Source organism: Lysinibacillus sp. IITD104 (assembly GCF_036698265.2).
Classification (GTDB): Bacteria; Bacillota; Bacilli; order Bacillales_A; family Planococcaceae; genus Lysinibacillus; species Lysinibacillus boronitolerans.
Map to the genome: position 1 here is coordinate 3,085,636 of NZ_JBAHYH020000001.1, position 25,699 is coordinate 3,111,334.

A 25,699-nucleotide genomic window follows, 5' to 3' on the forward strand; every position below is an offset into this window, starting at 1 on the left:
CTGTAAAAAGAGTAACACATAGAAAACCGCTACGCAACTGTATTCATACATGATTATAACCAAAAAATCAGTTTTTCACCCAAAAAACAAAAATAAAAGGACTTTTCGCATAAAAACGAAAAGCCCTGCGTATATTTTTTGCATTTTTTCTGAATTTTATCACTATAAAATAAATGTTACTAAACCACGATCCCCTTCGTTGACCATACGTTCAATCGTCTGACGCATACGTTTTTTGGCAGTAGATGGAACTGCATCCATTTTATAACGAATTCCTTCTTTTAATACTTCATGCAATGGTGTGCCAAAAAGTTGTGTATTCCAAAGGGCATCACGATCATGTAAATAAGCATGATTTAAATCTTTTAGAAGTTGCTGACTATGGAACTCTGAGCCAATTAACGGTGCAAATTCTGACTCCATGTCAACTCGAATAATATGATAGGATGGTGCTTTCGCCTTCATTCGTACGCCAAAGAAATTATTCTGTTTAATGAGCTCTGGGGCTGTTGGCTCAAATTCCTGCATCATTGGCAATGTCACACCATAGCCTGTCGTATCAGCATCGTGAATAGCACTTTTAAAGCGTTTTTGGGCCTCTTTTGCCTCTGCTGCCTCTTTGATAAAGAGTAACCAATCTTTTTTCGTTTCAATTGGTTCCTCTAGCCATTCATTACAAACTGATTTATACAGTTCACCCTGGAGGGATACCCGAATCACTGCCGTTCCAACACCTGCATCTACATGAACTACTTCACTTTGGTCAATAAAGTCAATGGCTTTAAAGGCATCCGATGCCTGTTGCACATCTCGAATTTTCATTACAGAGGAAAGGACTTCCTCCATTGAATCAATCAATGCAACATTTAATGGATGTGTGGCATCTAATACATCCAGCCAGTCTGGTTTCTCCACCTCAATTGTACGAATTGGGAATTCAAATAACGCCTCTTGTAAAATATATTGAATATCCGTTTCTCTCATTTGATCAATGGACATCGCAATAACAGGAACATTGTAACGTTCAAACAATTCATTACGAAGCTGAACTGTTTCTTCTCTTGCGGGCATTTGGCAATTGAGTAGGATGACAAATGGTTTGCCGATGTCTTTTAATTGCTCTACAATTTCCTCTTCCGCCTTTTCTGCTGCCCGGCGACTGATTCCGTTCACTGTACCATCAGTCGTCACGACAATACCAATATTCGCATGATCGCGAATCACCTTATCTGTGCCAATTTTAGCGGCTTCCTGAAATGGAATAGGCTCCGTATGCCAAGGCGTATGAACAAATTTTGGTCCATTTTCGTCCTCATAGCCTTTTGTGCCATCAATAATATAACCAACACAATCTGCTAATCGAATTTGGAATGGCATTTCATCTTCACCGACCACAATACGGGTTGCTTGGGCAGGCACAAACTTCGGCTCAGCAGTCATAATGACTGGCCCCGGAGAACTTTGTGGCAACTCATCTTGTGCTCGCATTCTTTCCGTTTCATCCACAATGTTTGGTAACACGACTGATTCCATTACCTTTTTTACAAATGTTGATTTACCTACACGTACTGGACCGACAACACCAATATAAACATCGCCATTTGTGCGCTCTGCAATTTCTCTAAATACTGCTTCACTCAAGGTTTCTGCCTCCTTTATCTACGCTTTTTCACTATATGCGAGCCTGTAGACAAATATGAAAAAGCCCCTCACAAATGTAAGGAGCTTGTTTGCTATTTTTCTTTTTTCTCGGCGGCTTCTGCCTCTTGTTTTTGTCGTTCTTTCGCTTTTTTGACATCCGCATTATACGTTTCCATATCATAGATCGGCTCTCCATTCTCGTCCACTGTATATGGAATCGAATAGGCAGGTACTACAGGATATTTGTCGACAAGCAATTGGCGAAGATCATCACCAGGCTTTACATTCGGCTGATCCTCTTTTAAAAGCTGGCCTAAATCCACAGCATAGTCTACATGTAATTCACCATCACCAGTCATGAAAAGCGGTAACTCGACGCCAGAATAGGGACTTTTTACAGTTACCTCTGTTTTATAACCCAAATCTTTATAGTTGATCTGATAAACATTATCCGAAATTGATCCTTTTATTGGTAAATACTGTGTAGATAGTTTACGAATACCTATTTCACGTATACGCTCTGCCGCGTTTAAATCTACTAATTTGACTGATGCCTCATTTTCAGGATCCCAAATGATATATTGATATATTCCACCTTTTTCATAGGCATTCCCTGGAATTGTCGTCAAATACTTCGGCATAAGTTTTTCAAAATCGATTAAATATTTGATATAGATATCCGTATCTAGCTCACTATTTTTAATTGGTACTAGCCCACCTGTTGCTTCACGGTATTCATCTACGGCACGTTGAACTGCCGCTAGTTGATCGACATCAGGCGTGACCTTAGCCCTCTTTTCGTCTTCTGGGTACGCACATCCTACTAGCAATATGGCGGTTGCAAATACCAACAGCAAAGCACTTAGTTTTTTCATGTTACTGACACCTCATTATTTTTTATGCTGGCCAAGTGGCAACTACAAGTACCATTAAAAATGTGCCAAGTCCAAACAGTATGTATGCACATAAATTTACGACTGTTCGTAAAAATACATTTGAAATCTTATTTCGAGCTAAATAAATTAAGCCGACTGATATAATCATAAATGCGATGCAATAAAACGACACCCACATTACATCAAGTGCAGGCATATGAGCTAACGGGCCCATTTCAAATAACCACCTTTCTTTGAATGTCAAGACACAATCAAAGTATATTATACTATGTGCTTTTGCTAAAAAGAAATAGTTGTCCCATAACTATCAAGAAATGGACAACTCTTTTAGCATGTATTTCTATTCAACTAGTTGCACACAATAAGGCGTCTCAACAGATTCGTTGAGACACCTTATTTATGTCCGTTTTATGACAAGTCTAATCAAAAAATTAATATTAATGCTTCATATCGTCTATTTCTCGTTTTTTCATACGCATCATTAAGGCATCTACTGCCACTTTCGGTTCAACATCATTAAATAGCACACTATAGAGCTCTGTTGAAATCGGCATGGCTACATCATATTTTTCTGCTAATTGATAGGCTGCCTTCGTGGTACGGACACCTTCTACGACCATGCCCATTTGATCCAGTACTTCTTGTAGCTTCATACCTTGCCCTAACATATTTCCTGCACGCCAGTTTCGTGAGTGGACACTTGTACAGGTTACAATTAAATCCCCCATACCTGTAAGCCCTGAGAACGTAAATGGATTACCACCCATTTTTACACCTAACCGTGAAATCTCTGCAAGACCTCGCGTAATAAGTGCCGCTTTCGCATTGTCTCCATAATTTAAGCCATCAGTAATACCTGCCGCTAAAGCAATGACGTTTTTCAACGCTCCCCCTATTTCTACACCAATGATATCCTCATTTGTATAGACGCGGAAGAACTGATTCATAAATAAATCCTGTACCTTTTCAGCAGCATCAATATTGGCACACGCTGCCGTAACTGTTGTAGGATGATGCAACACCACTTCTTCTGCATGACTTGGCCCAGAAAGAACAACAATTTCTTCCACATACATAGCAGGTAAGCTCTCTGCTAAAATTTCAGATATTCGTTTTAAAGAGTCAGGCTCAATTCCTTTCGAAACATGGACAAACAACACTTTTTTTGTTAATTCAGCCGTTAGTTTCTCGCATACTTCACGAATCGCTTTTGTTGGAACAGCCACAACAATGGTCTCTGCATGAGAAGCTACCTTCGCCATATCACTCGTCGCATGTAAATTTACAGGTAAAATGGTTTCTGGTAAATATTTTTTATTCGTATGCAGTTGATTGATTTCTTCTGCCTGCTCAGCTCTATGTGTCCATACAAGCGTATCATGTCCATTTTCCGCTAGTACCATTGCCAGTGCAGTACCCCATGACCCTGCCCCTAACACACAAACTTTTTCCATAACAAAATCCTCCCTTTGTTGGGTTGTCTATAAGTAAGTTCTTTCTTGTAAAAAGACGCCACCCAACAATAATGTCGGGTTGGCGTATTGTATGTGTATAGCTATTGCCTTAAGCACGCGCACGTGTAATTAAACGAATTGGCGTTCCTTCAAAGTCAAATGTTTCGCGAATGCGATTTTCTAAGAAGCGTTCGTATGAGAAATGCATAAGCTCAGGTTCATTCACAAAAACAACGAATGTTGGTGGCTTAATTGCTACCTGCGTAGCATAGTAAATACGTAAACGACGCCCTTTATCTGTCGGTGCAGGATTACGTGCCACTGAGTCCTCAATCACTTCATTTAAAATAGAGGACTGAATACGCATCGCATGATTCTCGCTGACACGTTGGATAATCGGTAAAATTTGATGCACACGCTGTTTTGTATTCGCCGACACAAAAATAATTGGTGCATAGTCTAAAAATAGGAAGTGCTCACGAATTTGCTGTGTAAAGACATTCATTGTTTTTTCATCTTTTTCAATGGCATCCCATTTATTCACAACGATGATTACAGCTTTTCCAGCCTCGTGCGCATAGCCAGCAATTTTCTTATCTTGCTCCTGAATGCCTTCTTCTGCATTCAGTACCACTAAAACAACATCTGAGCGTTCAATGGCACGGAGCGCACGTAACACAGAATATTTCTCTGTTGTTTCATAGATCTTTCCTTTTTTACGCATACCCGCCGTATCAATAATGACATATTCCTGTCCATCATACGCATAAGGCGTATCAATTGCATCACGTGTTGTCCCAGCAATATTACTTACAATAACACGTTCCTGCCCTAGGAAAGCATTCACTAAAGAGGATTTCCCAACATTCGGGCGACCAATTAAAGAGAATTTAATGACATCATCACCGTATTGTTCTTCATCTTCTTTCGGGAAATGTTTCGCACATTCGTCCAATAAATCCCCTAAACCTAAACCGTGGGAACCTGAAATAGGCCAAGGTTCACCGAAGCCAAGTGCATAAAAATCATAAATCATTTCACGCATATCAGGATTATCAATTTTATTGACCGCTAATACGACTGGTTTTTTTGTTTTGTATAGAATTTTAGCAACTTGCTCATCTGCTGCCGTTACCCCTTCACGACCATTTGTCATGAAAATAATAACGTCTGCTTCATCAATAGCGATTTCAGCTTGTTGACGAATTTGTTCTAAAAACGGCTCGTCTCCAATTTCAATGCCACCTGTATCAATAATATTAAAATCGTGTGTTAACCACTCTGCCGAACTATAAATACGGTCACGTGTTACGCCTGGGATATCCTCCACAATCGAAACACGTTCTCCAACGATACGATTAAAAATCGTCGACTTACCTACGTTCGGACGACCTACGATGGCTACTACTGGTTTCGTCATCTGTACTTCATCCTTCCAACTTCTTGTCTTTCGCTATTATACACGAAAAATGCCATTATATCATATCATATCCATAATGTAGAACGCTATGTATGGCGATAAAAGGTGTTACCTCTTTTTTTGAGCGTGCTATCAGGTGTTCTAAAGGTTTTATCGCCTTTTTAATTACTATCCTCTACTTTAGGATTCTTATCCGTCACTTTAAAGATTCTATCCACTACTTTTAAAGTTTTATCCTTCATTTCTGAAATCTTATCCGCTACTTTTAAAGTTTTAACCGTCATTTCAAAGACTTTATCCTCTCCTCAATCGCTATCCTTCACTTTCAAAATCCTATCAGCCATAAAAATAGCGAGGATACATTCATGCATCCTCGCTTTATACATTATTTAAAGTTTTTCAGTTTATCGCCAATGACATCACCGAATGAGAAGCCTGTGTTCTCTTCAGGTAATTCATAGTCGATCACTTCTTCTGCTTCTGGATTTTCTAGTAGTTCTTTAATACTTAGGGCTAGACGGCCTTCTTCAGCATTGACATCAAGGACCTTCACCTGTACTTCTTGTCCCTCTTTTAATGCTTCATGTGGCGTGTTAATGTGCTTATGCGCAATTTGCGATATATGCACTAAACCTTCAACGCCTGGGAATACTTCCACAAATGCGCCGAATGAAGTAAGTCGCTTTACTCTGCCGTCTAAAATAGTGCCTTTTGCTGCACGTTCTTCAATATTTGACCATGGTCCAGGAATAGTTTCTTTAATAGATAAAGAAATACGTTCATTTTCTGGGTCCACTGACAGAACTTTTACTTTTACATCTTGTCCTTCAGCTAAAACCTCACTCACATCACTCACATGCTCATGTGATACCTGTGAGATGTGTACAAGGCCATCAATACCACCTAGGTCGATGAATGCACCAAATGACGCGAGACGCTGTACTTTACCATCCAATACATCGCCAGCTTTTATTTGATTAATAACATTTTTCTTTTGTGAAGCTTTCTCTGCTTCAACTACTGCACGATGAGATAAAATAAGGCGATTCTTGTCTTTATCAAGCTCAACAATTTTAAAGCTTAATGTTTGTCCCTTATAGCCTTCAAAATCATCGACAAAATAGTCCTCCACAAGCGATGCTGGTACAAAGCCACGTACACCTAAATCTACGACAAGACCACCTTTAACAATATCCTTAACTTCCGCTTCAAAAATTTCCTCAGCGGCAAATTGCTGCTCCAGTGTATCCCATGCTTTTAAAGCATCCACTTTACGTTTTGATAGGACAAAGTTTTCTTCTTCTACCTTTGTAATCATCAACTCTAATTCATCTCCAACTGAGATGACATCAGACGCTTTCTCAATGTGTAAGCTTGATAATTCACTAATCGGTACAATACCATCAAATGGAGCACCTGGAATTGATACAGATACTGCCTTTTCATCAACCTGCGCGGCAATGCCTTTGACGATATCACCCTCGTTAAACGTTTGTTCTGCATAGTTCATTTCTTCAGACATATGTAACCCTCCTTCGCATCTTCCCTTACTATTTTATTCGATATTGAAGACAAAGACAAAAATAAATCCTTTAAATTCAAAAAATGTCTGAAATTTTAGGATTTATAGCATTTTTTCTTCTGCTAATTTTAAAATAGCTTGTGCTGCATCATCAATGGACAATGCTGTTGTATCTAAAAATATAGCATCTTCAGCTTGAATCAGTGGCGATGCTTCACGCTCACTATCCTTTTTATCACGTAATGCAATTTCTTCCTGAAGTTTTTCAAGAGAGGAGTCAATTCCTCTTTTTTGATTATCAATCAAGCGTCGTCTAGCACGCTCCTCTACAGTTGCAGACATGAAAATCTTTAGCTCTGCATCCTTCAAGACATGTGTAGCAATATCGCGGCCATCCATGACAACACCACCATTAGCTGCAAGCTTTTGCTGTTGGGCAACTAATAGCTCACGAACCTTCGCATGGGCGGCTACTTGTGAGACTGATGAAGTGACCTCATTAGAGCGTATTTCCGCTGAGACGTTGTGACCATCTAAATAGACAAGCTGTCCTTGTGGGGATGGTTTTAATTCAATTGTGCTTACTTCAAGCATCTCTGCTAATTTTGCTTCATCATCTAAATGTATGTTTTGTTGCATCGCTTTATACGTAACTGCTCGATACATTGCACCTGTGTCAATGTAAGTAAATCCAAGTGCTTCAGCAACAATTTTCGCGATTGTACTTTTGCCTGCACCAGCTGGCCCGTCTATCGCAATTTGAATGTTTTTCTTCATATTCTTCCCTACTTTCTGCACCTCTTATTGTATCATATAACCTCAAAAAAGCCCTCTACTAGGAGAGGGCATCATCAAAATATTCGTAAGACATTAAACATGAAAAGGATTCATTTCTTTCCGTCGATTAACTAATTGACGTTCAAAGCAAAAACGGACAATATGCTGTTGATCGACATCATCTGTATCTGTTAATTGGATTGTCGCAATGCGCTTATCCTCTTTTTCAAAAATACGGACGATCAGCGCTTCTGTAATGACATATTTAACATCTCCATTGGCAAATGGCAATACAATCGTTAATTTTACTTCATCACCCTCATTGAAAGCTACCTGACCTTTCAACAAGACTGCGAGGCCTCCTGCACTAATATCCACAGTCACGAGCTGATATTTATAATCTTTCAACTGAATAGCCACATCTACTGGTGTCTCCACACGAACGTATTCTCGTCGTTGAATTTTTATAAACTCTTCTGGTGTTGGACAATGCAACATAATCATTGGTATATTACCTGCTTTACGGCCAACTACCTCTGTATTAAAGGCAAAGGATTGCTTATCCTCAGTGCGAAAAGTTGCTCTAAATTCTGAGCCATCTATTAAAAATGCCGTTTTCTTTGTTGCCATATTAACCGGATAATCAATATAGAGAATATTATCTTTTTGCTCTACAACTTTACAGCGGAATTTCTCCAAACGCTCTGTATAAGTTGGTTCGAGTTGTAATTGTGTACCAATTTTTATTTCCATGAGCATCTCCCCGTTGCGAAAAATATAGTTTAATTATCTCATGAGAAGCTGATTTTGGCTATAAAAATTGGTAGTATTTTCATGTCCAATTGATACAAAGCGGAGGTATCCTTGATTAAGTTAAATATTCCACTTTTAATACATTATGGTTTTCCGCATCAATGACAATTCTAAATGTTTCCTGCGTATTACCATCTCGCAATGCAATAACCTCATAGCAAAGACGTTGCTCAAACTGCCCATTATCTGTGTAGATATTTTTTACCTCTTGTACTTGAATGTCGTCTTGGAAGAATGTTTTCCAATCAATTGGCTTAGCTGTTTGCTTTTTAATATTCTCTTCTTGAATATACTCCATTGCATTTGCACCCAACAGCTCACCTGTATCTTTCGCTACTTTCAATTGAACACCATCGGCATAGATTAACGCATTATCTCCAGGATGGACACGAGCAAATGTCACATGCCAAGCCTGATGATTTTCACGTGATTCCACATAGGCTACATCTTTCATGCCTAATCTCTTCACATATTCCTGCGCTTTTTTCAAGACTTCCTCTTGTGATAACTTGGCTTCATCAACAGGACGTTCTACTAAATAGGATAATAAATGTCCGCCCTTTTCTGTTAAATCAACATAGCCTAATCGAATCCCTTGGTGGAATTGGATATGATAAAAAGGATATGGGGCTGTATCACTACTTTTTGTAACTGTAAATGTAGCATCTTTAATGACTGGGAATAAGTATTTCACTTTTTCTAGTGCTTCTTTTTCGGTAATAACCGCATCCTGTAAAGCCTTTAACTCAATTTTTTTCTGCCAATCAGATTCAGATAAAGTTAATGGGAAATCCTTTTCACCGTAGCCTTTTAATGTATCTTTTACAGTATCAAATTGGGTATTTGGATTTTTATTATCTACTTGCTGTAGCCAAACATCCATTTTCCCATCATGCTTATAAAAATCGACGGTTGCAGCAGTCCATTCATCGGAAAGGGATTGTAAATTCGTTGAAACCTGGGGCATTTTTTTACGCCAAGCCTCATAATCACCTGTTTTTGCTGTCCTTTTTGCTTCATCGCCTAGTCGCCCTAGATAGTTCATCCATTCACTTGATAGTTCTTGTCCAATTGGAATATTCGCAATAGAAGAACGAACTTCTGAGCTTAAACGCCAAACCGAGTCTAGTTCATTGTGAATCGCCTGCTCGTCTTGAAACAACAGGGATTGTGATACTGAGCGTTGAAGATGGGAAAGCTTCTCAGATGCATCCGTCAACTTATCTGTATATTGTGCTAGCACGGTACGTTGTAAATCTTCTTTATCTCCATGTAAATCAATGCTGTATGCCCCTAACCCAATAACGGCAATCGTTAAGACCACGAGCCAAGTTTTCATCTATTTTCCTCCTTTCTATGAACAGAAAATATGCTCTCCAATTTGTTTGATTTGTGGACGTGACCAAATCCATTTGCTCGTTGCTGTTTTTGGATTGAAATAATACAATGCATTTTCAGAAGGGTCCCAGCCGTTCATTGCATCAATAACTGCCTCTTTTGCTCGTTCATTTGGCTCAAGCCAAATTTGTCCATCTGCAACGGCCGTAAATGCTAACGGTTGGAAAATGATACCTGAAATCGTATTTGGGAAATCTGGGCTTTCCAAACGATTCAAAATAACTGCAGCAACTGCTACTTGTCCTTCATAAGGTTCTCCCCTTGCCTCTCCATATACTGCATTCGCCATTAGCTGTAAATCACGCTCAGTATATTTGGGAGGAACTTGTGTCTGTGTTCCATTATTATTACTACTTCCACTACTATTGCTACTGCCACCACTAGTATTCTTTTTCACTTGCTGATCAAGTGGCTGCCCACCATAATAAGTAAATTGATTTCCTGCATTTAATTGAGCTTTCACCCATTTTTCGTCATAATCTGAATTGCCCGTTAACGCTTTCTTTGTCTTAGCGCCTGCAATTCCGTCTACTGGTAACCCATAATTTTCTTGGAAATTACGTAAAGCCCAGTATGTGTTGTAGCCAAATTTGCCATCAATTTTACTCTTATAAAAACCTAAGTATTGTAGCCTTGCTTGCAATTCAACGACATCATCTCCATAGGCACCCCGAGTAATTTGCTGATCGCTAAATGCATTTGCATCATTTTGAGGAATCGCAATTATACTAATTCCTAATATCAAAGCAAAAAGTATGCTTACTAAACGCACTTTTATCACTCCTTTTTTTTATAGCTTGAAACAAAAGGAGTAATTTATACATGATAAAAATGAAATAAAGCGTAGAAATCTTTGACGATTTCTACGCTTTATATTTTCTTTTGCATGTGAAGATGCTGCACCAGATGATAATGTGCAAGCTTCACTTTGCGCAAGCCAAACCACCATAAAAACAACATAAAAGGAATCATTAAATAAACCCAGTGACCTTTGAATGATAATATTGTATTGTATAGAATGTGAAGTACGACTGGTGCACAAAGCGCCATAGCAATCATCTCTTTTGTCTTAACAAGTTTCGAAAACTTAGCCCGTCCATAATAATAGCCCATTACGACACCAAACAAAGCATGACTTGATACGGGTAATAAGGCTCGCATAAATGCCGTGTCCAAGCCAAATGAAAGTAAATAAAGAACATTTTCAATCGTAGCAAACCCAAGTGAAATGCTTGCCCCATACAAGATCCCATCGTAAGGGTCATCAAATTCTATATGATTATAGATGGCAATTAATAGCACAAACCATTTAAAAAACTCTTCAATGACACTTGAAAATAGTACGTCTTGAAGATAAAGATATCGAAAAACCCCTTCCTCTGTTAATACATACTGTAAAAACATGATTGGGAACGTTAAAAATGCGCCGTATAAAAACGTTTGTAGTAAAGTTCTTCTTGGCTCCGTAGCCATCTGATTGCGCAAATAGAAATAACTAAAAAGCGCTAGACCGGGAGCAATGGCAGCAGATAATAAAATGATCATGATGCCGGCTCCTTTCAACAATAGACTGCTATTATTATACCATGTAATGACAAAAAAATTTTTTAAAAGGAGATTTATTTTTTATGAAAAAAACAATTTTATTAATTCATACTGGCGGCACAATCTCCATGGCGATGAGTGCTGAAGGAGCGGTCATGCCAAATAAGGAAAATCCTCTAATGAAGGAAAGTAATAAACTAGCTTCACTAGCAAGCATTATCGAAATAGAAGCTTTTAACCTTCCTTCTCCACATATTACACCGAAAGAGATGCTTTTATTGCGTAACTTGATTTTGGAACAAATTGACGCACAGCCAATTGACGGTGTGGTCATCACACACGGTACGGATACGTTGGAAGAAACCGCCTATTTCTTAGAGCTAACTACGAACTTAGCCATTCCGATTGTGCTAACAGGAGCAATGCGTTCATCTAACGAACTTGGAGCAGATGGGATTTATAATTTAGTAGAGGCAGTCCGAGTAGCTGTTGATGAAGAAGCACGTGATAAAGGTGTGCTTGTTGTGATGAATGATGAGGTTCATCTTGCTGTTAATACAACAAAAACAAGCACAAGTTCAGTAAATACTTTCCAATCTCCGCAATATGGACCGATTGGGCTTATTACAAAATCCCGAATCTTATTCCATCACGCACCAATTCGTCGACAATATGTAGATGTTAACAATTTATCCAAGCGTGTCGCCATGCTAAAAGTATATGCTGGAATGGAAGAAGATTTATTGGATGTCGTGCTTGCATGTAAATATGATGGTGTTGTGCTAGAAGGACTAGGTCAAGGGAATGTCCCGCCATCTGTTGTAAAGGGAATTGAAAGCCTTATACAGCGAGACATCCCAGTTGTACTTGTTTCCCGCTGCTTTAATGGAATCGCAGAAGGTGTTTATGGCTATATGGGTGGCGGTAAAATGCTAGAAGACTTAGGCGCCATATTCGCCACAGGTATTAATGGTCAAAAGGCACGCTTAAAATTATTAATAGGCCTTAACACAACTGGCTCGCCTTTAAATTTAAAGGACTTTTTCCTGTAACGTTAAAGTCTCGATCACCTGTTCATAATAGCCCAGTATCTCGCTAAGTCGAGCAAAAGCTTCATCAAAATCTGGTTGTATCACAGAAAATTGAATGAAATTCTTTTGGCGTAAATACTGGCTTTCACCATGAACGAATAGCCCGTTTAATGCTAAATCAATAAGTAGGTTGGCATAATTATTAGGCAATTGAACCGTTATCAGCATCTGATATTGAGTAGTTGGATATTGAAATTGCATGATTGGTAGCTGCAGCAGTGATTGAAAGCGTTGCTGTAGCTGCCCATAACGTGCTGGATAGGCTTGCAATGCAGTCTCCACATTGCTCAGTAATACAGCAGGTAATGTAAATGGTATGGCACCTTGCTGATAATTTGCTAAATCAAGATAAGCGGGTAGATCGGCAGATGAGGGTGCAAGTGATTGCGAAAATACAAATGCTAGCCCACTTAACGCACCAATGGCCTTACCACTCACAGCTGTAGCTAAATAGCAATCCTGTAAAGAAAACGGCATGGCACCGAACGAACTAATACAATCTATACATAACTTTACATTGTATTGTTTAGCAAGCTTTTTAAGAATATCTAAGTTATTACAAGTTCCCGTGGAGGTCTCACCATGTACTGCCAACATCCACTGATAAGAACCCGTCTCAAGCTGTGAAGCCAGTTCTTTGTCATCAAATACCGTTCCCCATTCTTTTTCTACCACATCATAATGTAATGACCAACGAGCAGCTTGCTTCTGTAAACGCTCGCCGAATTCTCCATTTGTGAGAATAAGCCCTTTTCCTAATTGCTGTGCCTTTAGTTGCGCAAGCATCACTTCATTTGCTAGCGTTCCCGTTCCTACGATTACACCAACATGATTGGACTTCGATAAATGCAGCAACCTCTTCTGCACTCGTTCATAAAGCGCATAAAAAGGTAATGAACGATGCGATAAATCTGAATGAGCAATTGTCTCTAATTGCTTCACCGGCCCAGGATAAAATGTAGAGGGTTCCGTCGTTAGTCTATGTTGTAATGATTGTTCAAATTCATGTCTAGTGAGCACCATCGGTAAAAACATCGCACCCTCTTCCCCGACAGCTGGTGCAAACTGCTGAAAACCCATCTGCTTATATAGTTTTTCCTCTCTCGTTGTACCTGAAATCACTGCCGCAGAATAGCCTTTTTCGTAGGCAAATGTAGTTAAGGCCTGAGTAAGCTTCAATAGAACTCGACCCGTTCGATAACCTTTCTTCACGGAAAGCAAACGAATTTCACAAAGCTTCTCACAATTTTCCTTCGATAAATACTGCTCGACCTTACCAATCTTTTCATCAATAGAAAATGGTCGTTGATCTCTAAACGCCACCATGCCAATTAATTCTGTTTGCTTATAAACAACGACATAGGTATTCTCCTGATGAAATCGATCTACTTTTTTTCGCGATGCATTTACCTCATGCTGAGGAATTTCTTCTACAAATGTTTCATAATTCAATCGAGCAATCGCCTCAAATTCTTCATTTGTCTTGGCAATTTTACACCAATACATTTCCTTCACTTCCCTCTTTTCAATGATTCCTGAATATTAGACATATGCTTAATAAGCATACACACGATTGCCATGATTAAAAATCCATATGGCTCTAATTTCCCTGCTTGAATAATTGCGGCTATATAAAAAACAAAGCCCCCAACCATGCCAAGTGTCAGACTTCTAGTAAATGCAGATATAAGTGCTGTACCAATAATCATCCATAAAAAAAGACTTGGCGATAAGGCGAGACCCACACCAATAAAAGTAGCTACACCTTTCCCTCCATTCCATTTCAGCCAAATCGGAAATAGATGCCCTATTATCACCCATGCAGCTCCGCCAATAAGGACCCATTCATCCAATTGCCACATGCGTCCTAATCCGACAACAAGTACACCTTTTAATGTATCGCCAAGAAGAGTCAAAATAAACGCTGTTTTCCCAATCACACTTCCCGCATTACGCGCGCCTAAATTTTTACTACGCTCTTCCTGCAAATTGACACCGTATATCTTACCAACGAAATAAGCCGTCAAGATGTTTCCTATTAAATAACTCAAGAGCCAATACAAGCCAATCATTGAGTTTCCTCCTTGCTAAAAAGGCTGTATAAGCTACATGCCTATACAGCCTCGATCGTTATTTTTTTCTCTGCTCAATAGTTCGAGCGATACATTCGCCATGGAAACGACCATTTTCAATAAAAATTTCATTGGCATTATTTCCTGCTGCAATAACACCTGCAATGAATAGTCCTTCAACATTGGTTTCCATCGTTTCAGGCGTAACATAAGGACGACCCGTTTCTTCCTCTATGTCCACTCCCATCGCTTTAATAAAGGAGTGATCAGGATGATAGCCAGTCATAGCAAAAACGAAATCATTTTTTACTATTTTCTCTTGGCCCTCTACTTCTAAAACAACTTCGTGCTCACGTATTTCCAATACATTTGTATTAAAAAGCATGTCAACTTCTCCAGTTTTGACTACCCCTTCAAATTCGGGCAATACCCATGGCTTGATGCTTGGAGAGTATTCGCTGCCACGATAGGCTACAGTTACACGAGCACCGGCTTTATTTAATTCTAACGCGGCATCTATCGCTGAATTTTTGCCGCCTATAACTAGAACATCCGTATCAAAAAATTCATGGCCCTCTTTAAAGTAATGGAAAACTTTTGGTAACTGCTCACCATGGATATTTAAATAATTCGGATGATCATAATAACCTGTTGCAATGACAACATAGGGCGTTTCATATATTTCCTTATCGGAGGTAACCGTGAACAAATCATTATTTTTTACAACACTTTGTACTTTTTCGAAGCGATTAACTTGTATATTTTTTAAACGGACGACCTCTCGATAGTAGACAAGGGCTTGATTGCGTTTCGGCTTACGTCCTTCAATAATAAATGGTACATCACCAATGGCTAACCGTTCACTCGTACTAAAAAATGTTTGATGTGTAGGGTAATGATAGATGGCATTGACGATATTTCCTTTTTCAATCACAATAGGTTGTAAACCAATATTTTGCAAAGCTATTGCTGCTGCTAAGCCGCATGGGCCTCCTCCAACAATAATTGCATCTGCTTGCTGCATTTCTTGACACTCCAATCGAATTTGAACAGCAAAAATTGCTGCTCCATGCTTTCACATTATCATAGAATAGACGATACTTTTTTATTATACGCCTTCTCACACGTTTTGGTTGTTTATTTACTCGAAATATCAATGTCAATTATATGACATTGGGGCTTTGCACCAAATCGAAAAGGTACTAATGTCGTCCCATAGCCATTGCTTACTAAAGTCATGACACCATCACGCTGACGATAGGAACCATTTGGATGGACACCATATGGGCCGAATCGAATTTGCCCTCCATGTAAATGTCCCCCCATCATTAAATCCGCACGGAACTTTGTACGAACTTTCGCAAAAACCTCTGGATTATGGGCGATAAAAACAACTAAATCCTGCTCTCCTATCTTTGCAAAAGCTTTTTCAAAACTATATTCTTTAACGGTTGTATCCTCAATAGCACTTAACCAAAAGCTATTTTTAAGCGGAAGCTGTACGGCATCATTGACAATAATTTGAACATGGTATGCCTGTAAAATGTCCTTCAGTCTTTCTTCCCCAATTTCTCTGTCATTATTGCCCCAAATAAAATAGGTTGGTCCAAGGGACGTTAATAATGATAAATTTTCATGAATACGATCAATCGGTGTACGGCTATCCGCAAAATCACCGCCAATAATTACTGCATCAAAATGATGTCCCTGTAACTGTGCAATCATTTTCTTACTTATTTTACGTAAATGAACATCTGAAATAAAAAATAATCGTACCTTCTCCTGTTCACCCTGTAATGAAAGCTGGTGAGACAATACATTATTTTCATGTGCCACCTTCCACATATAAAGTGGAAGGGCGATGACTACCAAAAGAAATAGCCCTAAATATAGCATTTTCTCACTTCTCCTTACGACAGCAAAAAGGCGATTCTTCTTAAAAAACGAATCGCCTTTTTGCTAAATCAGACGTACGTTTTGGTGTGAACGTTTGTCTGTAATTTTATACTAGAAAACCTATATAACGATAAAAAAATTCTATTAAGGTAACTTAATGACTTGCCCAACCATTACAGTATTAGAGGACATCCCATTAGCAGCACGAATTTTAGCTAAAGTCGCTTCACTGCCATCGCCATAGTGATTTAATGCAATTCGGTATAAGTTCTCATTTGCTTTTACAGTATGTGTAGTTGCTTTAGCATTTTGTTTTGCTTCTTCCGCTTTTCTAGCCTCTTCTGCTTTTCTTGCTGCCTCTGCTTGTTGTTGAGCTATTCTTGCTTCTTCAGCTTTTCGAGCTTCTTCGGCTTTTTTTGCTTCCTCTGCCTTTTTCGCCTCTTGAGCCTTTTTCGCTTCTTCAGCAGCTTTTTGCTCAGCTGCTAATTTTTCAGCATCTTTTTGAGACTGCTCCTGAGCCTTCTTATCCCCCTGAGCGTCTTGACCCTTATCTTCTTTATCCTTATCTTTATCTGACGCAGATGCTTCTGAAGGATCTAATTCGACAACCTGTTCAGCTGTATCCTTTTCGGCTTGTTCAATCGTTTTTCCTGGTTCATAAAATTTCCAAAAATAGATAAGAATCGTTAATGGTATCAGGATAAAAATAACAAAAAGAATCGTCATTAATGGTGTTTTACGTTTCGAATCTTTTGGCTTTTTGTTTTTATTACCGTTTTTATTCATTCTGGAAACTCTAGATAAGGATTGCTGTTCTTTTTGCTCATCTTCAAATGATTGACGATGCTCTTCTATTTTATCGCGATAATCTTCTTTATTCATTCGCCTTTCCCCCAACCTTACTACGCTTTCTATCATCTCTATTATGACGAATTTTACGAAAAAAGTAAATGACCGTCAGTTTTAGTCTAATTACCCATTAATAGTTGTTGCAATCGACTTTCCCACGTTGCCATTTCTACTTTCTTTTTCTCTTTTAAGCGTACTTTCTTGATTACATCATAATGGATTCCACAATTTTCACAACAGTTTTCCGGTTTTTTCTGCAATTTTTGCCCAAAATACCCGACTAAATGTTCACGAATACAGTCTTTTGTCTGTATGATTTGAAGCATTTCATTCACTGCATTGTATTTCTCTAGTGCTAAATGATTTAATCGGACCTTCACTTGTTCCGAAGACTCTCGTTGTAGCCAATAATCTAACACACGGAAGGCTGTCTCACTTAACTCCCCATTTTTCAACATTTGGATTGGCTGTATTTGCTGAGATAGCAGTTCCTGATAGCGGTCAACATGATGTAAAGTTGGTAAATCACCTGTCACAACAAATTTAGCCAGCTCCTCATCACCTTCAGCATACAGTAAAATAGCAAGTGCAGAGTGACCATCCCGCCCTGCTCGTCCAATCTCCTGCATATAATTCGCGATATTGGCTGGCATTGATTCATGAATAACCTGCCGTATATCAAGCTTATTAATGCCCATGCCAAAAGCATTTGTTGCAACGATCCAATCAAGTTCTCCAGCTATAAATTGCTGTTGAATAAATTGACGGTCCTCCGCCCCATAGCCAGCATGATAGGCAGCAACACGAACGCCAGCTTGTAATAAGGCTTCGCTATATTGTTGCGCACGTTTACGTGAGGAAACGTATAAAATACCAGGTCCTGCCGTTTCCGTAACATGGTGCAGGAGCCATCTAGCTTTATCAGTCTTATCCTCCACTACTACACGACCTAGATGAATATTCGGGCGGTCAACATTATACATAAACTCGAATGGAGCTTTGAGAGATAAAGTTTCCCGTATATCTCGAACAACCTTCTTTGTTGCCGTAGCAGATAATGCCAAAATTGGCGGACGATTTTCTCTCGATAGCCAGTCACCTATTCGTAAATAATCTGGTCGAAAATCAAAGCCCCATTGGGAGATACAATGTGCTTCATCTACTACGATTAAACCTAGCTTCATCTGTGCCAGTTTCTCTTGTACCTGTTGCTGGAGTAGCATCTCCGGGGAAGTAAAAATGAAACGATATTGCTCTAAATAATGTAATACATAACGTTTCTCTGTTAGTGATAAAAAGGAATTTAAAGCTACCACCCTCTTTTCCCCAAAACGCTTCAGCTCTTCAACTTGATCCTGCATTAATGACAGTAATGGTGAAACAATTAGTACAGGTTTCTCTAAAGTATAGGCTGGTAGCTGGTAGCAGAGTGATTTTCCCATTCCTGTTGGCAATAACGCAATAACATCTTGTTCTTGCAGTAAGGCCTCAATGACTTCTTTCTGTCCTGGTCGAAATGATGAATAACCAAAATGCTTATGCAATAATTGTTCAAGTTCCATTTATACTTCTCCTTTCGCAAGGACAAGCCTTAATTGAAAATAACTCATATCGTTTAAAGCTTCATGTAATATTTTCAATTTTTTTGTTTGATACTGCTTCGATGCCTGCCACACTTTTTGGGCTTCATCATAGGAGACGAATGGGCCAATAGAAAAGTTCGGTTCATACATGGCTAATTCTACAAAATGATCTTCAATTGTACTTTGTTTTAGTTTTCTCATTTGGACAATTTGCTCCATTGAATAACCTTGTTCATATAATTGTGCGGTTTGTTGTGCAGAATCTGTTAGCAATATTTTAACTTTTAATCCTTCTGCCACGTGCCCTAGTAATGGATAATCATCGATTTTTTGATGCACTTCATTTAATAATATATGTAGGGTTTCAATAAAAGCTAATTGACTATCTAGTACGGTTTCCTTCCGTTTATCTGCAAGTTGTTGCCATGTCCATCCTGGTAATTGATAACCACTTAAACGATACAGAACAAGCTGTTTGCTTGCATCTGACACAGGGAGAATAGTTAGCAAATGAGTACATTCTGTCAATAATTGCTGCTGTATATGACCTTCCTTATAATGATGCTCCTGTAAAAATGATCGCACCCACGCTTGAATCATTGTATCTCTACTAATCGGTGAAAAGGTACGAATGGCTGCGGCTTGATGTGACAAACTTTGTACAATGAGAGAGAGTCTCGCAAAAAACACATGCTCATTTCCCCGATAGTGCCAACCATCAAAGAAAAAGGTTGGCGTTTGTTGTGCACGTTGTAATCCGAGCGTTTCCATGTAAAAATGACCAGATTCCTGGACGTTTAACCAACTATTCTGCATAAATAAGTTGACAGCCTCATCAAAAGTAGTACGAGATAGTTTTGGCAATAGGCCAAAATATTGATGCAATTGAAAAAGACCAATATCTTGAATTGTCTGGCCTGAACGCTTCCCTCTTAGGACATGATAGGCAGCCGAAATCGTCCGCTCTTTATTGAGTTTTTGAAAGATTTGCAATAGAATTTGATGAAACATTGACGCAAATTCCTCCAATTTAATAGTATTTAAGTTGAAATGTAAGATAAACATCTTTAAAATGAGTATGAAGCTTTGTAGGAACATCATTAAAGGAGAGAATAAAATGGCTAAATACACAATAGTTGATAAAGATACATGCATCGCTTGTGGCGCATGTGGAGCCGCAGCGCCAGACATTTATGATTATGATGATGAAGGCATTGCCTTCGTTATTTTAGATGATAACATGGGAACTGCTGAAGTTCCAGAAGATCTATTAGAAGATATGCAGGACGCTTTTGAAGGTTGTCCAACAGACTCTATCAAAGTAGCAGATGAAACATTCGATGGCGACTCATTAAAATTTGAATAGTCTTCAGTAGATGTATATCTTAAATGGCATCCTTCAGGGGATGCCTTCTTATTGATTAAAATATTGGCTAACTTTTGCATCAAGATAATAGGCATATGGTCCATTGCTATACATACCAATCTATTGGAGGAATGTGAATGTTTGAGCAGTTACAAGTTGAGCATAGTTTATTTTATATTGATCAAGACCATATGAATAGATTTAAAAATCTTGCAGCAAAGTGGCAATCAATATTTCCAGATGTTTGTGCAAAATGTTTGAATACAGTGGACGCCTGGGCAAACGTGTTAAATAACTGGGTTTTCTTAAAATCACAGCAGACCGATGAGCTCATTCTCAACCCTTCTAAGGCTATCTATTATTCCATCAATACATTCTTAATAGATGAGCTCCAAAAAATTCAAATAATTCAAAAAATAAAAGAATGCGACAATGATGATTTTCAGTATTTTGCTGCCTTTCACTTAGGAAATGCCATCGATTTATGGGTGTACAATACACTTGAAAAAAGTGCAGAATCTGATTTATTACAGCCACAAAATCGAATACCTTATTATCTTGCCTTTTTAGACGATGATTTTCAAACTGACAATGCTTTATTCCATAAGAATCAAACAAGAGCAATCAAAATATTGGCACAGGTCATTCGGTCAAAGAATTGCTTTAGAATCACTGTCAGTAGTGCTGTTAATCGAGCAGTAGATATGTATGATCATTATGTAACACAATAAAATAGCACACTTTTCAATTCGTCTCTACTGTCAAGAGATGAATTTTTTTTGCTCTCTAAACTACTTCTCTTATCATCTTGTTATTGCAACGATATTTTATGTATGATAAGATTTTAGTAGTTGGTACTAATAACAGATATTATCTCACAAAGGAGTTCTTCATAATGATGGATAATTTATTACAATTAAAAGATAAGAACATTGTTGTCATGGGCGTAGCAAATGATCGCAGTATTGCTTGGGGCATTGCAAAACGTTTATTTGACGTTGGGGCAAATGTCATCTTCACGTATCGTCAAGAACGCTCATTAAAGAAATTACAAAAACAATTAGAAAATATCGGACAATCTGATTCTCTTGTTGTTCAATGTGATGTGAATAGTGATAACAGCACCAAAGCAGCTTTTGATGAAATCGGCTCAAAGGTTGGCGTTATTCATGGAATTGTCCATTCAGTGGCTTTTGCACATGCAGAAGATTTACACAACCGCTTCCTTGAAACAACTCGAGAAGGCTATGCATTTGCACAAGATACAAGCGCCTATTCACTTATTTCGACGGCAAAAGCAGCTCATCCATACATGACAGAGGGTGGCTCTATCGTTACGATGAGTTACTTAGGTGCAGAACGAGTTCTTGATGGCTACAATGTGATGGGCGTAGCAAAAGCTGCTTTAGAGGCTTCTATGCGCTATCTTGCTGCTGATATCGGCCAAGATAATATTCGCGTCAATGCTATTTCAGCTGGCGCTATTCGTACACTAGCTGCAAAAGGTGTCCCTTCCTTTAACACAATTTTACACAAAATCGAAGAAACAGCTCCTTTAAAACGGAATGTTCAACAAGACGAAGTAGCAGATATGACGATTGTCATGCTATCTCACCTATCCCGTGGTGTCACTGGTGAAACAATCTACATCGACGCTGGCTACAATATTATGGGTTAACAAATAAGAAGTATGGAGGATGTATCATCCCCCATACTTCTTTTTGTTGTTTATAGCATTGTCCATAAACTTTGGATCAACAAAATTAAGCCTGCTGCTACTAATAGAATATAAATTAATGTTCTAAACAACTTTTGATTTAATCGAGTAAATAGCATTTGTCCAAAAATAAGCCCTAAGAAAACAATTGGCAAGGCGTACATACTATATACCCAAACCATTCCACTTGTGCCCTCAAAAATAACTTGAGAAAGTAGGCTAATAAGATAGATAAAAATATAATAGGCTAGTGAAACAGCTCTAATGGTTTCTTTATCTCTATGTGTGCTCGCAAAATAGAGTAACAGTGGTGGTCCAGCCATCCCAATACTGGTTGTGAACATACCTGATATAAAACCAACGCCATAATCTCTACTCCCTGTTTGTTGAATAGAGAGATTTTTAATCAACAGAATCGTAAGCCCTATAAGAAGGATAGCGATGAGCAGCTTAAATGTCGTCACATCGACTAAGGCAAAGAGTAGACTACCAAATGGAGCACCCACAACACTACCGATCATCACCTTTTTAAGCAAAGCTACGTCAATATCATGTCTCACCTTCCATACGAGAGAGAACGAAATAACAAGGGACAGAATTATATTTATTTGCATCGCCTCTTGTGGAGTAAATAGCAACAGTAAAAAAGGCGTTGCCATAACAGAAAAACCAAATCCTGTACTTGTTTGTAAAATAGAAGCTGCTAGAATAATGAAAAAATAGAAAAGTAATTCCTGCAAAATGACACCTCACATCATGTTGTGATACGTTGTCTAACAATAAATCTTTTTAATAAAAATGATAGGCCACAAGCAATGAATAAAAACAGCGCAATCATCGCTATAACACCCATCCACCCATATTTCATCCAAAAAAGGCCACCTACTGTTCCTCCAACACTTGAACCAAAATAATAGAAAAATAAATAGAGAGAAGATGCTTGTGCTTTATCGTGGGATGCTCGTTTGCTCACCCAGCCACTTGCGATTGAATGAGCTGCAAAAAAGCCAAAGGTAAAAACTGTTATCCCTATAATCTTTAAAGTAAGGAGCCCGTTGAGCGTTACTATAGCTCCTGCTAACATAATGGCAATGGCCAGTAAGAGCATTCGTTGGCGACCAAAACGATCGGCTAAACTGCCAAACCATGCTGAGCTAAATGTCCCAACTAAATAAATGACAAATATCCATCCTACAATTGTGGCACTTAAATTATAGGGAGGAGCCATTAATTTAAAGCCAATATAATTATAAAGCGTGACAAAGCTTCCCATTAAAAGAAACCCCATCCCATAAAGACACAGCATAGAAGGATCTCTTAAATGTTGCAGTAGGGTTTTGGTCAATGCTTTTAATTGTAAAGGTCGCGCGCTGAAATGTTTGGAGCTTGGTAACATCCAGACAAACAATAAACTAACTAGCAGGCTAATTCCTCCTAGTACTATCATGCCTGTATGCCAGTTATAATGGTCCGTTAAGGTACCAATAATAACTCGTCCACTAAGTCCCCCAACTGAATTACCGCTAATATATAAGCCCATGGCAACCCCTAAGCTTGCTGGTTCCATTTCTTCTCCCAAATAAGCCATAGCGATTGCAGGTAAACCAGCAAAAACGATGCCTTGTACAACACGCAAAACTAAAATTGTTTCAAAGTTAGGTGAAAATGCAAGAGCTAGTGTCAGGACAGAAGCTGCAAAAATAGAAATCGTCATCAATGATTTTCTTCCCCATGCTTCTGATAACGAACTGACAATTATTAAACTCACCGCTAATGCAAAGGTAGTTACTGAAAGAGATAAACTTGCTACAGCTGGTGAGACGTGAAATGCTTCTGAAAATGTTGGTAGTAATGGCTGCGTTACATATAGGTTAGCAAACGTAATAAAGCCTGCTAAAAATAAGGCCCAATTCGCTTTATGAAACGCCCTCGTACCCTTTTGTATATAGTCCATGAAACTCTCTCCTTAACTTCTTCCCCATGCTACTATTATTCTAATACAATATTTCGCAAAACACACGTCTCCTCGTCAAAAATTAGACAAAAAAGCTATTATTTTCACCTATGAATCACAAAAAATAATTGACAAATAAAAGCATGTCAAATTTGTATAAACGTCTTTTAATAAAAAATAAATAGCTATTTTGACTTGGCAAATATTGTGCTACAGTAAAAGTAATCATCTAGAACCATTGTCACAATGATGACAGATGACACAACCATTTTCATTGACTAGACTTGGAGGAATTTTTATGAAAATTATTGAAGCATTAGCCCTTGCAACACCTTATATTCATCTAGCATTAAAGCAAGAAGCCATTGTAGCTGTTGTCGAAAAGGAAAGTGAGACAGTCGTTAAATATTTAGCAGGTAAACGTGTGGATTCCGGTTATCACGATGGACAAAAAGTTAATGCCAATGACCAGAATGTTTTCATCGCCTTTAATGGCCAAAATGCAGATGTGGTGATTCCAGAGGATGTTTACGGCGTAGCAATCAATGCTTTTTCATTCCCCATTCGTGAAAATGGTCAAGTAGTTGGTGCATTAGCTTTTGGATTACCAATAGATAATGAGCTCAAACTTGAAGATTATATGGCTACGATGGATAAGATCGTCAACAGTCTACAGGATAAAGTACATACAATTGCTTCCCATTCCGAGGAGTTAGCGGCCACTAGTGAGGAAATTAATAAGCAAGCACAGCATGCCCTAGAGGATTCTGAAAAAACAAATGCCGTGACAGATTTAATTAAAAGTATTTCTCGCCAAACTAATTTACTAGGTTTAAATGCATCCATCGAAGCTGCACGTGCTGGACAGCATGGTGCAGGCTTTAATATTGTGGCACAGGAAGTTCGAAAATTGTCCTTTGAGACATCTAGCGCAACGGAAAATATAGAGTCGTCCTTACGGAATATCAATAGAAATCTAGATAATTTAAAACAAAATATGGGACAAATCAATGATGCCACAAATGAGCAAGCACAGCTCGTACAAGATTTCAGCGAAATTATAGAAGAATTAACCGTACTTAGCCGAGAAATGAAAGGCTTTATGCACGATGCGTTAAAATAATAATGAGGTGAACAACATGCAAATTACCATTAACCAAGATTTAGCTTTACGGATGATCGCACCTGAGGATGCAGAGAAGGTTTTTGCATTAACGGATGCCTCAAGGGAATACCTGAAAGAATGGCTACCATGGCTAGATAATACGAAAGAACTCGCAGATACAAAAGCCTATATTGAGGGCTGTATGAAGGGGCATGAAGCGAACAGTAGTCTCTCCCTAACTATTCTCTTTAAAAATGAAATTGTTGGCATTGCAGGCTTTAACGCGATTAACCCGAGCAATAAAATCGGCACTATTGGCTATTGGTTGAGCGAAGGAGCACAAGGACATGGCATCATGACGAAAACGGTAAAAGCTTTATTGCAATATGCCTTTGAAACATTGAAGCTTCATAAAGTTGAAATTCGTGTTGCGGAAGCCAATCACAAAAGTCGCGCAATCCCAGAACGTCTTGGATTCATGCAAGAAGGAACCATTCGAGCTGCAGAATGGCTCTACGATCATTATGTAAATCACGTGATTTATGGCATGCTTGTCAGTGAATGGCAGCAACAACAATAAAAAAAGCGACCTGATGAAAT

27 protein-coding genes are annotated in these 25,699 nt (G+C 38.6%); 6 read left to right on the forward strand and 21 right to left on the reverse strand.

Features of this window, described 5'->3' with window-relative positions:
* Window positions 1-162 precede the first annotated feature (162 nt).
* The 12 genes from spoIVA to prsW form a co-directional block, all read right to left on the reverse strand.
* Window positions 163-1,641 carry a stage IV sporulation protein A gene (gene spoIVA / locus V1L66_RS15785; protein ID WP_048389809.1) on the reverse strand — a complete coding sequence of 493 codons (1,479 nt, stop codon included), beginning with the start codon at window positions 1,639-1,641 and terminating at the stop codon, window positions 163-165.
* 92 nt (window positions 1,642-1,733) lie between these two features.
* Window positions 1,734-2,516 carry a hypothetical protein gene (locus V1L66_RS15790; RefSeq protein ID WP_258859204.1) on the reverse strand — a complete coding sequence of 261 codons (783 nt, stop codon included), beginning with the start codon at window positions 2,514-2,516 and terminating at the stop codon, window positions 1,734-1,736.
* A gap of 22 nt (window positions 2,517-2,538) precedes the next feature.
* Complete coding sequence (locus V1L66_RS15795) at window positions 2,539-2,751, reverse strand: DUF2768 domain-containing protein (protein ID WP_004232605.1); 213 nt, start codon at window positions 2,749-2,751, stop codon at window positions 2,539-2,541.
* Between the two features lie 223 nt (window positions 2,752-2,974).
* Entirely contained in the window at window positions 2,975-3,991 is a 1,017-nt protein-coding gene (locus V1L66_RS15800) for an NAD(P)H-dependent glycerol-3-phosphate dehydrogenase (protein WP_258859203.1), read from the reverse strand.
* Between the two features lie 109 nt (window positions 3,992-4,100).
* Window positions 4,101-5,411 carry a ribosome biogenesis GTPase Der gene (gene der / locus V1L66_RS15805; protein WP_112117660.1) on the reverse strand — a complete coding sequence of 437 codons (1,311 nt, stop codon included), beginning with the start codon at window positions 5,409-5,411 and terminating at the stop codon, window positions 4,101-4,103.
* A gap of 161 nt (window positions 5,412-5,572) precedes the next feature.
* Entirely contained in the window at window positions 5,573-5,695 is a 123-nt protein-coding gene (locus V1L66_RS15810) for a hypothetical protein (protein WP_258859202.1), read from the reverse strand.
* Between the two features lie 101 nt (window positions 5,696-5,796).
* Window positions 5,797-6,933, reverse strand: a complete 1,137-nt coding sequence (gene rpsA, locus V1L66_RS15815; RefSeq protein WP_016993346.1) for a 30S ribosomal protein S1 — start codon at window positions 6,931-6,933, stop codon at window positions 5,797-5,799.
* Between the two features lie 102 nt (window positions 6,934-7,035).
* Entirely contained in the window at window positions 7,036-7,710 is a 675-nt protein-coding gene (cmk, locus tag V1L66_RS15820) for a (d)CMP kinase (RefSeq protein ID WP_036079867.1), read from the reverse strand.
* Between the two features lie 93 nt (window positions 7,711-7,803).
* A complete protein-coding gene (locus tag V1L66_RS15825; protein WP_036079870.1) occupies window positions 7,804-8,463 on the reverse strand; it encodes a flagellar brake protein in 660 nt (219 codons plus the stop codon).
* Between the two features lie 115 nt (window positions 8,464-8,578).
* The gene (locus V1L66_RS15830; protein ID WP_016993344.1) at window positions 8,579-9,862 is read right to left on the reverse strand and encodes a PepSY1/2 domain-containing protein; all 1,284 of its coding nucleotides are present in this window, start codon (window positions 9,860-9,862) and stop codon (window positions 8,579-8,581) included.
* A 15-nt stretch (window positions 9,863-9,877) separates the two neighbouring features.
* Window positions 9,878-10,693 carry a spore cortex-lytic enzyme gene (sleB, locus tag V1L66_RS15835; protein ID WP_048389795.1) on the reverse strand — a complete coding sequence of 272 codons (816 nt, stop codon included), beginning with the start codon at window positions 10,691-10,693 and terminating at the stop codon, window positions 9,878-9,880.
* A 98-nt stretch (window positions 10,694-10,791) separates the two neighbouring features.
* On the reverse strand, window positions 10,792-11,466 hold the full coding sequence (gene prsW, locus V1L66_RS15840) for a glutamic-type intramembrane protease PrsW (RefSeq protein ID WP_004232588.1): 675 nt from the start codon (window positions 11,464-11,466) through the stop codon (window positions 10,792-10,794).
* Between the two features lie 83 nt (window positions 11,467-11,549).
* Here prsW and V1L66_RS15845 point away from each other — a divergent pair, with 83 nt between their 5' ends.
* Window positions 11,550-12,518, forward strand: coding sequence for an asparaginase (locus V1L66_RS15845; RefSeq protein ID WP_258860450.1), 969 nt, complete (start codon window positions 11,550-11,552; stop codon window positions 12,516-12,518).
* Here the strand turns inward: V1L66_RS15845 and V1L66_RS15850 are convergent.
* From V1L66_RS15850 to V1L66_RS15880, 7 genes are all read right to left on the reverse strand, one after another.
* Window positions 12,498-14,063, reverse strand: a complete 1,566-nt coding sequence (locus tag V1L66_RS15850; RefSeq protein WP_333005924.1) for an aminotransferase class V-fold PLP-dependent enzyme — start codon at window positions 14,061-14,063, stop codon at window positions 12,498-12,500. The genes V1L66_RS15845 and V1L66_RS15850 overlap by 21 nt on opposite strands.
* 5 nt (window positions 14,064-14,068) lie before the next feature.
* Window positions 14,069-14,629 (reverse strand): glycerol-3-phosphate acyltransferase, encoded by a 561-nt coding sequence (locus tag V1L66_RS15855; protein WP_333005923.1) that lies wholly within the window; start codon window positions 14,627-14,629, stop codon window positions 14,069-14,071.
* Between the two features lie 58 nt (window positions 14,630-14,687).
* Window positions 14,688-15,653, reverse strand: coding sequence for a YpdA family putative bacillithiol disulfide reductase (locus V1L66_RS15860; protein ID WP_048389790.1), 966 nt, complete (start codon window positions 15,651-15,653; stop codon window positions 14,688-14,690).
* A 113-nt stretch (window positions 15,654-15,766) separates the two neighbouring features.
* Window positions 15,767-16,525 carry a metallophosphoesterase gene (locus V1L66_RS15865; protein ID WP_333005922.1) on the reverse strand — a complete coding sequence of 253 codons (759 nt, stop codon included), beginning with the start codon at window positions 16,523-16,525 and terminating at the stop codon, window positions 15,767-15,769.
* 144 nt (window positions 16,526-16,669) lie between these two features.
* On the reverse strand, window positions 16,670-17,407 hold the full coding sequence (locus V1L66_RS15870; protein ID WP_036079881.1) for a LysM peptidoglycan-binding domain-containing protein: 738 nt from the start codon (window positions 17,405-17,407) through the stop codon (window positions 16,670-16,672).
* A gap of 86 nt (window positions 17,408-17,493) precedes the next feature.
* Window positions 17,494-18,936, reverse strand: coding sequence for an ATP-dependent DNA helicase RecQ (locus V1L66_RS15875; protein WP_016993336.1), 1,443 nt, complete (start codon window positions 18,934-18,936; stop codon window positions 17,494-17,496).
* Entirely contained in the window at window positions 18,937-19,968 is a 1,032-nt protein-coding gene (locus tag V1L66_RS15880) for a helix-turn-helix domain-containing protein (protein WP_333005921.1), read from the reverse strand. It abuts the gene before it with no gap.
* Window positions 19,969-20,074: 106 nt separating this feature from the next.
* On the opposite strand from V1L66_RS15880, the gene V1L66_RS15885 reads away from it, so the two are divergent.
* From V1L66_RS15885 to V1L66_RS15895, 3 genes are all read left to right on the forward strand, one after another.
* Entirely contained in the window at window positions 20,075-20,323 is a 249-nt protein-coding gene (locus V1L66_RS15885; RefSeq protein WP_004232564.1) for a ferredoxin, read from the forward strand.
* A gap of 137 nt (window positions 20,324-20,460) precedes the next feature.
* Window positions 20,461-21,054, forward strand: a complete 594-nt coding sequence (locus tag V1L66_RS15890) for a hypothetical protein (RefSeq protein ID WP_258860446.1) — start codon at window positions 20,461-20,463, stop codon at window positions 21,052-21,054.
* A 164-nt stretch (window positions 21,055-21,218) separates the two neighbouring features.
* Window positions 21,219-22,001 carry an SDR family oxidoreductase gene (locus tag V1L66_RS15895; protein ID WP_333005920.1) on the forward strand — a complete coding sequence of 261 codons (783 nt, stop codon included), beginning with the start codon at window positions 21,219-21,221 and terminating at the stop codon, window positions 21,999-22,001.
* Between the two features lie 50 nt (window positions 22,002-22,051).
* On the opposite strand, the gene V1L66_RS15900 is transcribed toward V1L66_RS15895, so the two are convergent.
* Together V1L66_RS15900 and V1L66_RS15905 are read right to left on the reverse strand one after the other, a co-directional pair.
* Entirely contained in the window at window positions 22,052-22,780 is a 729-nt protein-coding gene (locus V1L66_RS15900) for a sulfite exporter TauE/SafE family protein (RefSeq protein ID WP_016993331.1), read from the reverse strand.
* Window positions 22,781-22,794: 14 nt separating this feature from the next.
* Window positions 22,795-23,994 carry an MFS transporter gene (locus V1L66_RS15905; protein ID WP_333005918.1) on the reverse strand — a complete coding sequence of 400 codons (1,200 nt, stop codon included), beginning with the start codon at window positions 23,992-23,994 and terminating at the stop codon, window positions 22,795-22,797.
* Between the two features lie 298 nt (window positions 23,995-24,292).
* Between V1L66_RS15905 and V1L66_RS15910 the strand changes: the two genes are divergently transcribed.
* A complete protein-coding gene (locus V1L66_RS15910; protein WP_016993329.1) occupies window positions 24,293-25,117 on the forward strand; it encodes a methyl-accepting chemotaxis protein in 825 nt (274 codons plus the stop codon).
* A gap of 16 nt (window positions 25,118-25,133) precedes the next feature.
* Complete coding sequence (locus V1L66_RS15915) at window positions 25,134-25,679, forward strand: GNAT family N-acetyltransferase (RefSeq protein WP_258860443.1); 546 nt, start codon at window positions 25,134-25,136, stop codon at window positions 25,677-25,679.
* The last annotated feature ends 20 nt before the right edge of the window (window positions 25,680-25,699 follow it).

Bases quoted from the DNA above. Each gene is read 5' to 3' on its own strand.
- V1L66_RS15810 (WP_258859202.1), bottom strand. From the start codon at position 5,695: ATGACGGTTAAAACTTTAAAAGTAGCGGATAAGATTTCAGAAATGAAG.
- der (WP_112117660.1), bottom strand. From the start codon at position 5,411: ATGACGAAACCAGTAGTAGCCATCGTAGGTCGTCCGAACGTAGGTAAG.
- cmk (WP_036079867.1), bottom strand. From the start codon at position 7,710: ATGAAGAAAAACATTCAAATTGCGATAGACGGGCCAGCTGGTGCAGGC.
- V1L66_RS15895 (WP_333005920.1), top strand. From the start codon at position 21,219: ATGATGGATAATTTATTACAATTAAAAGATAAGAACATTGTTGTCATG.
- V1L66_RS15890 (WP_258860446.1), top strand. From the start codon at position 20,461: ATGTTTGAGCAGTTACAAGTTGAGCATAGTTTATTTTATATTGATCAA.
- V1L66_RS15850 (WP_333005924.1), bottom strand. From the start codon at position 14,063: ATGTATTGGTGTAAAATTGCCAAGACAAATGAAGAATTTGAGGCGATT.
- V1L66_RS15880 (WP_333005921.1), bottom strand. From the start codon at position 19,968: ATGTTTCATCAAATTCTATTGCAAATCTTTCAAAAACTCAATAAAGAG.
- V1L66_RS15905 (WP_333005918.1), bottom strand. From the start codon at position 23,994: ATGGACTATATACAAAAGGGTACGAGGGCGTTTCATAAAGCGAATTGG.
- V1L66_RS15855 (WP_333005923.1), bottom strand. From the start codon at position 14,629: ATGATTGGCTTGTATTGGCTCTTGAGTTATTTAATAGGAAACATCTTG.
- prsW (WP_004232588.1), bottom strand. From the start codon at position 11,466: ATGATCATTTTATTATCTGCTGCCATTGCTCCCGGTCTAGCGCTTTTT.
- V1L66_RS15875 (WP_016993336.1), bottom strand. From the start codon at position 18,936: ATGGAACTTGAACAATTATTGCATAAGCATTTTGGTTATTCATCATTT.
- V1L66_RS15830 (WP_016993344.1), bottom strand. From the start codon at position 9,862: ATGAAAACTTGGCTCGTGGTCTTAACGATTGCCGTTATTGGGTTAGGG.
- V1L66_RS15800 (WP_258859203.1), bottom strand. From the start codon at position 3,991: ATGGAAAAAGTTTGTGTGTTAGGGGCAGGGTCATGGGGTACTGCACTG.
- rpsA (WP_016993346.1), bottom strand. From the start codon at position 6,933: ATGTCTGAAGAAATGAACTATGCAGAACAAACGTTTAACGAGGGTGAT.
- V1L66_RS15915 (WP_258860443.1), top strand. From the start codon at position 25,134: ATGCAAATTACCATTAACCAAGATTTAGCTTTACGGATGATCGCACCT.
- V1L66_RS15865 (WP_333005922.1), bottom strand. From the start codon at position 16,525: ATGCTATATTTAGGGCTATTTCTTTTGGTAGTCATCGCCCTTCCACTT.
- V1L66_RS15790 (WP_258859204.1), bottom strand. From the start codon at position 2,516: ATGAAAAAACTAAGTGCTTTGCTGTTGGTATTTGCAACCGCCATATTG.
- V1L66_RS15885 (WP_004232564.1), top strand. From the start codon at position 20,075: ATGGCTAAATACACAATAGTTGATAAAGATACATGCATCGCTTGTGGC.
- V1L66_RS15825 (WP_036079870.1), bottom strand. From the start codon at position 8,463: ATGGAAATAAAAATTGGTACACAATTACAACTCGAACCAACTTATACA.
- V1L66_RS15910 (WP_016993329.1), top strand. From the start codon at position 24,293: ATGAAAATTATTGAAGCATTAGCCCTTGCAACACCTTATATTCATCTA.
- V1L66_RS15860 (WP_048389790.1), bottom strand. From the start codon at position 15,653: ATGCAGCAAGCAGATGCAATTATTGTTGGAGGAGGCCCATGCGGCTTA.
- V1L66_RS15845 (WP_258860450.1), top strand. From the start codon at position 11,550: ATGAAAAAAACAATTTTATTAATTCATACTGGCGGCACAATCTCCATG.
- V1L66_RS15795 (WP_004232605.1), bottom strand. From the start codon at position 2,751: ATGGGCCCGTTAGCTCATATGCCTGCACTTGATGTAATGTGGGTGTCG.
- V1L66_RS15870 (WP_036079881.1), bottom strand. From the start codon at position 17,407: ATGAATAAAGAAGATTATCGCGATAAAATAGAAGAGCATCGTCAATCA.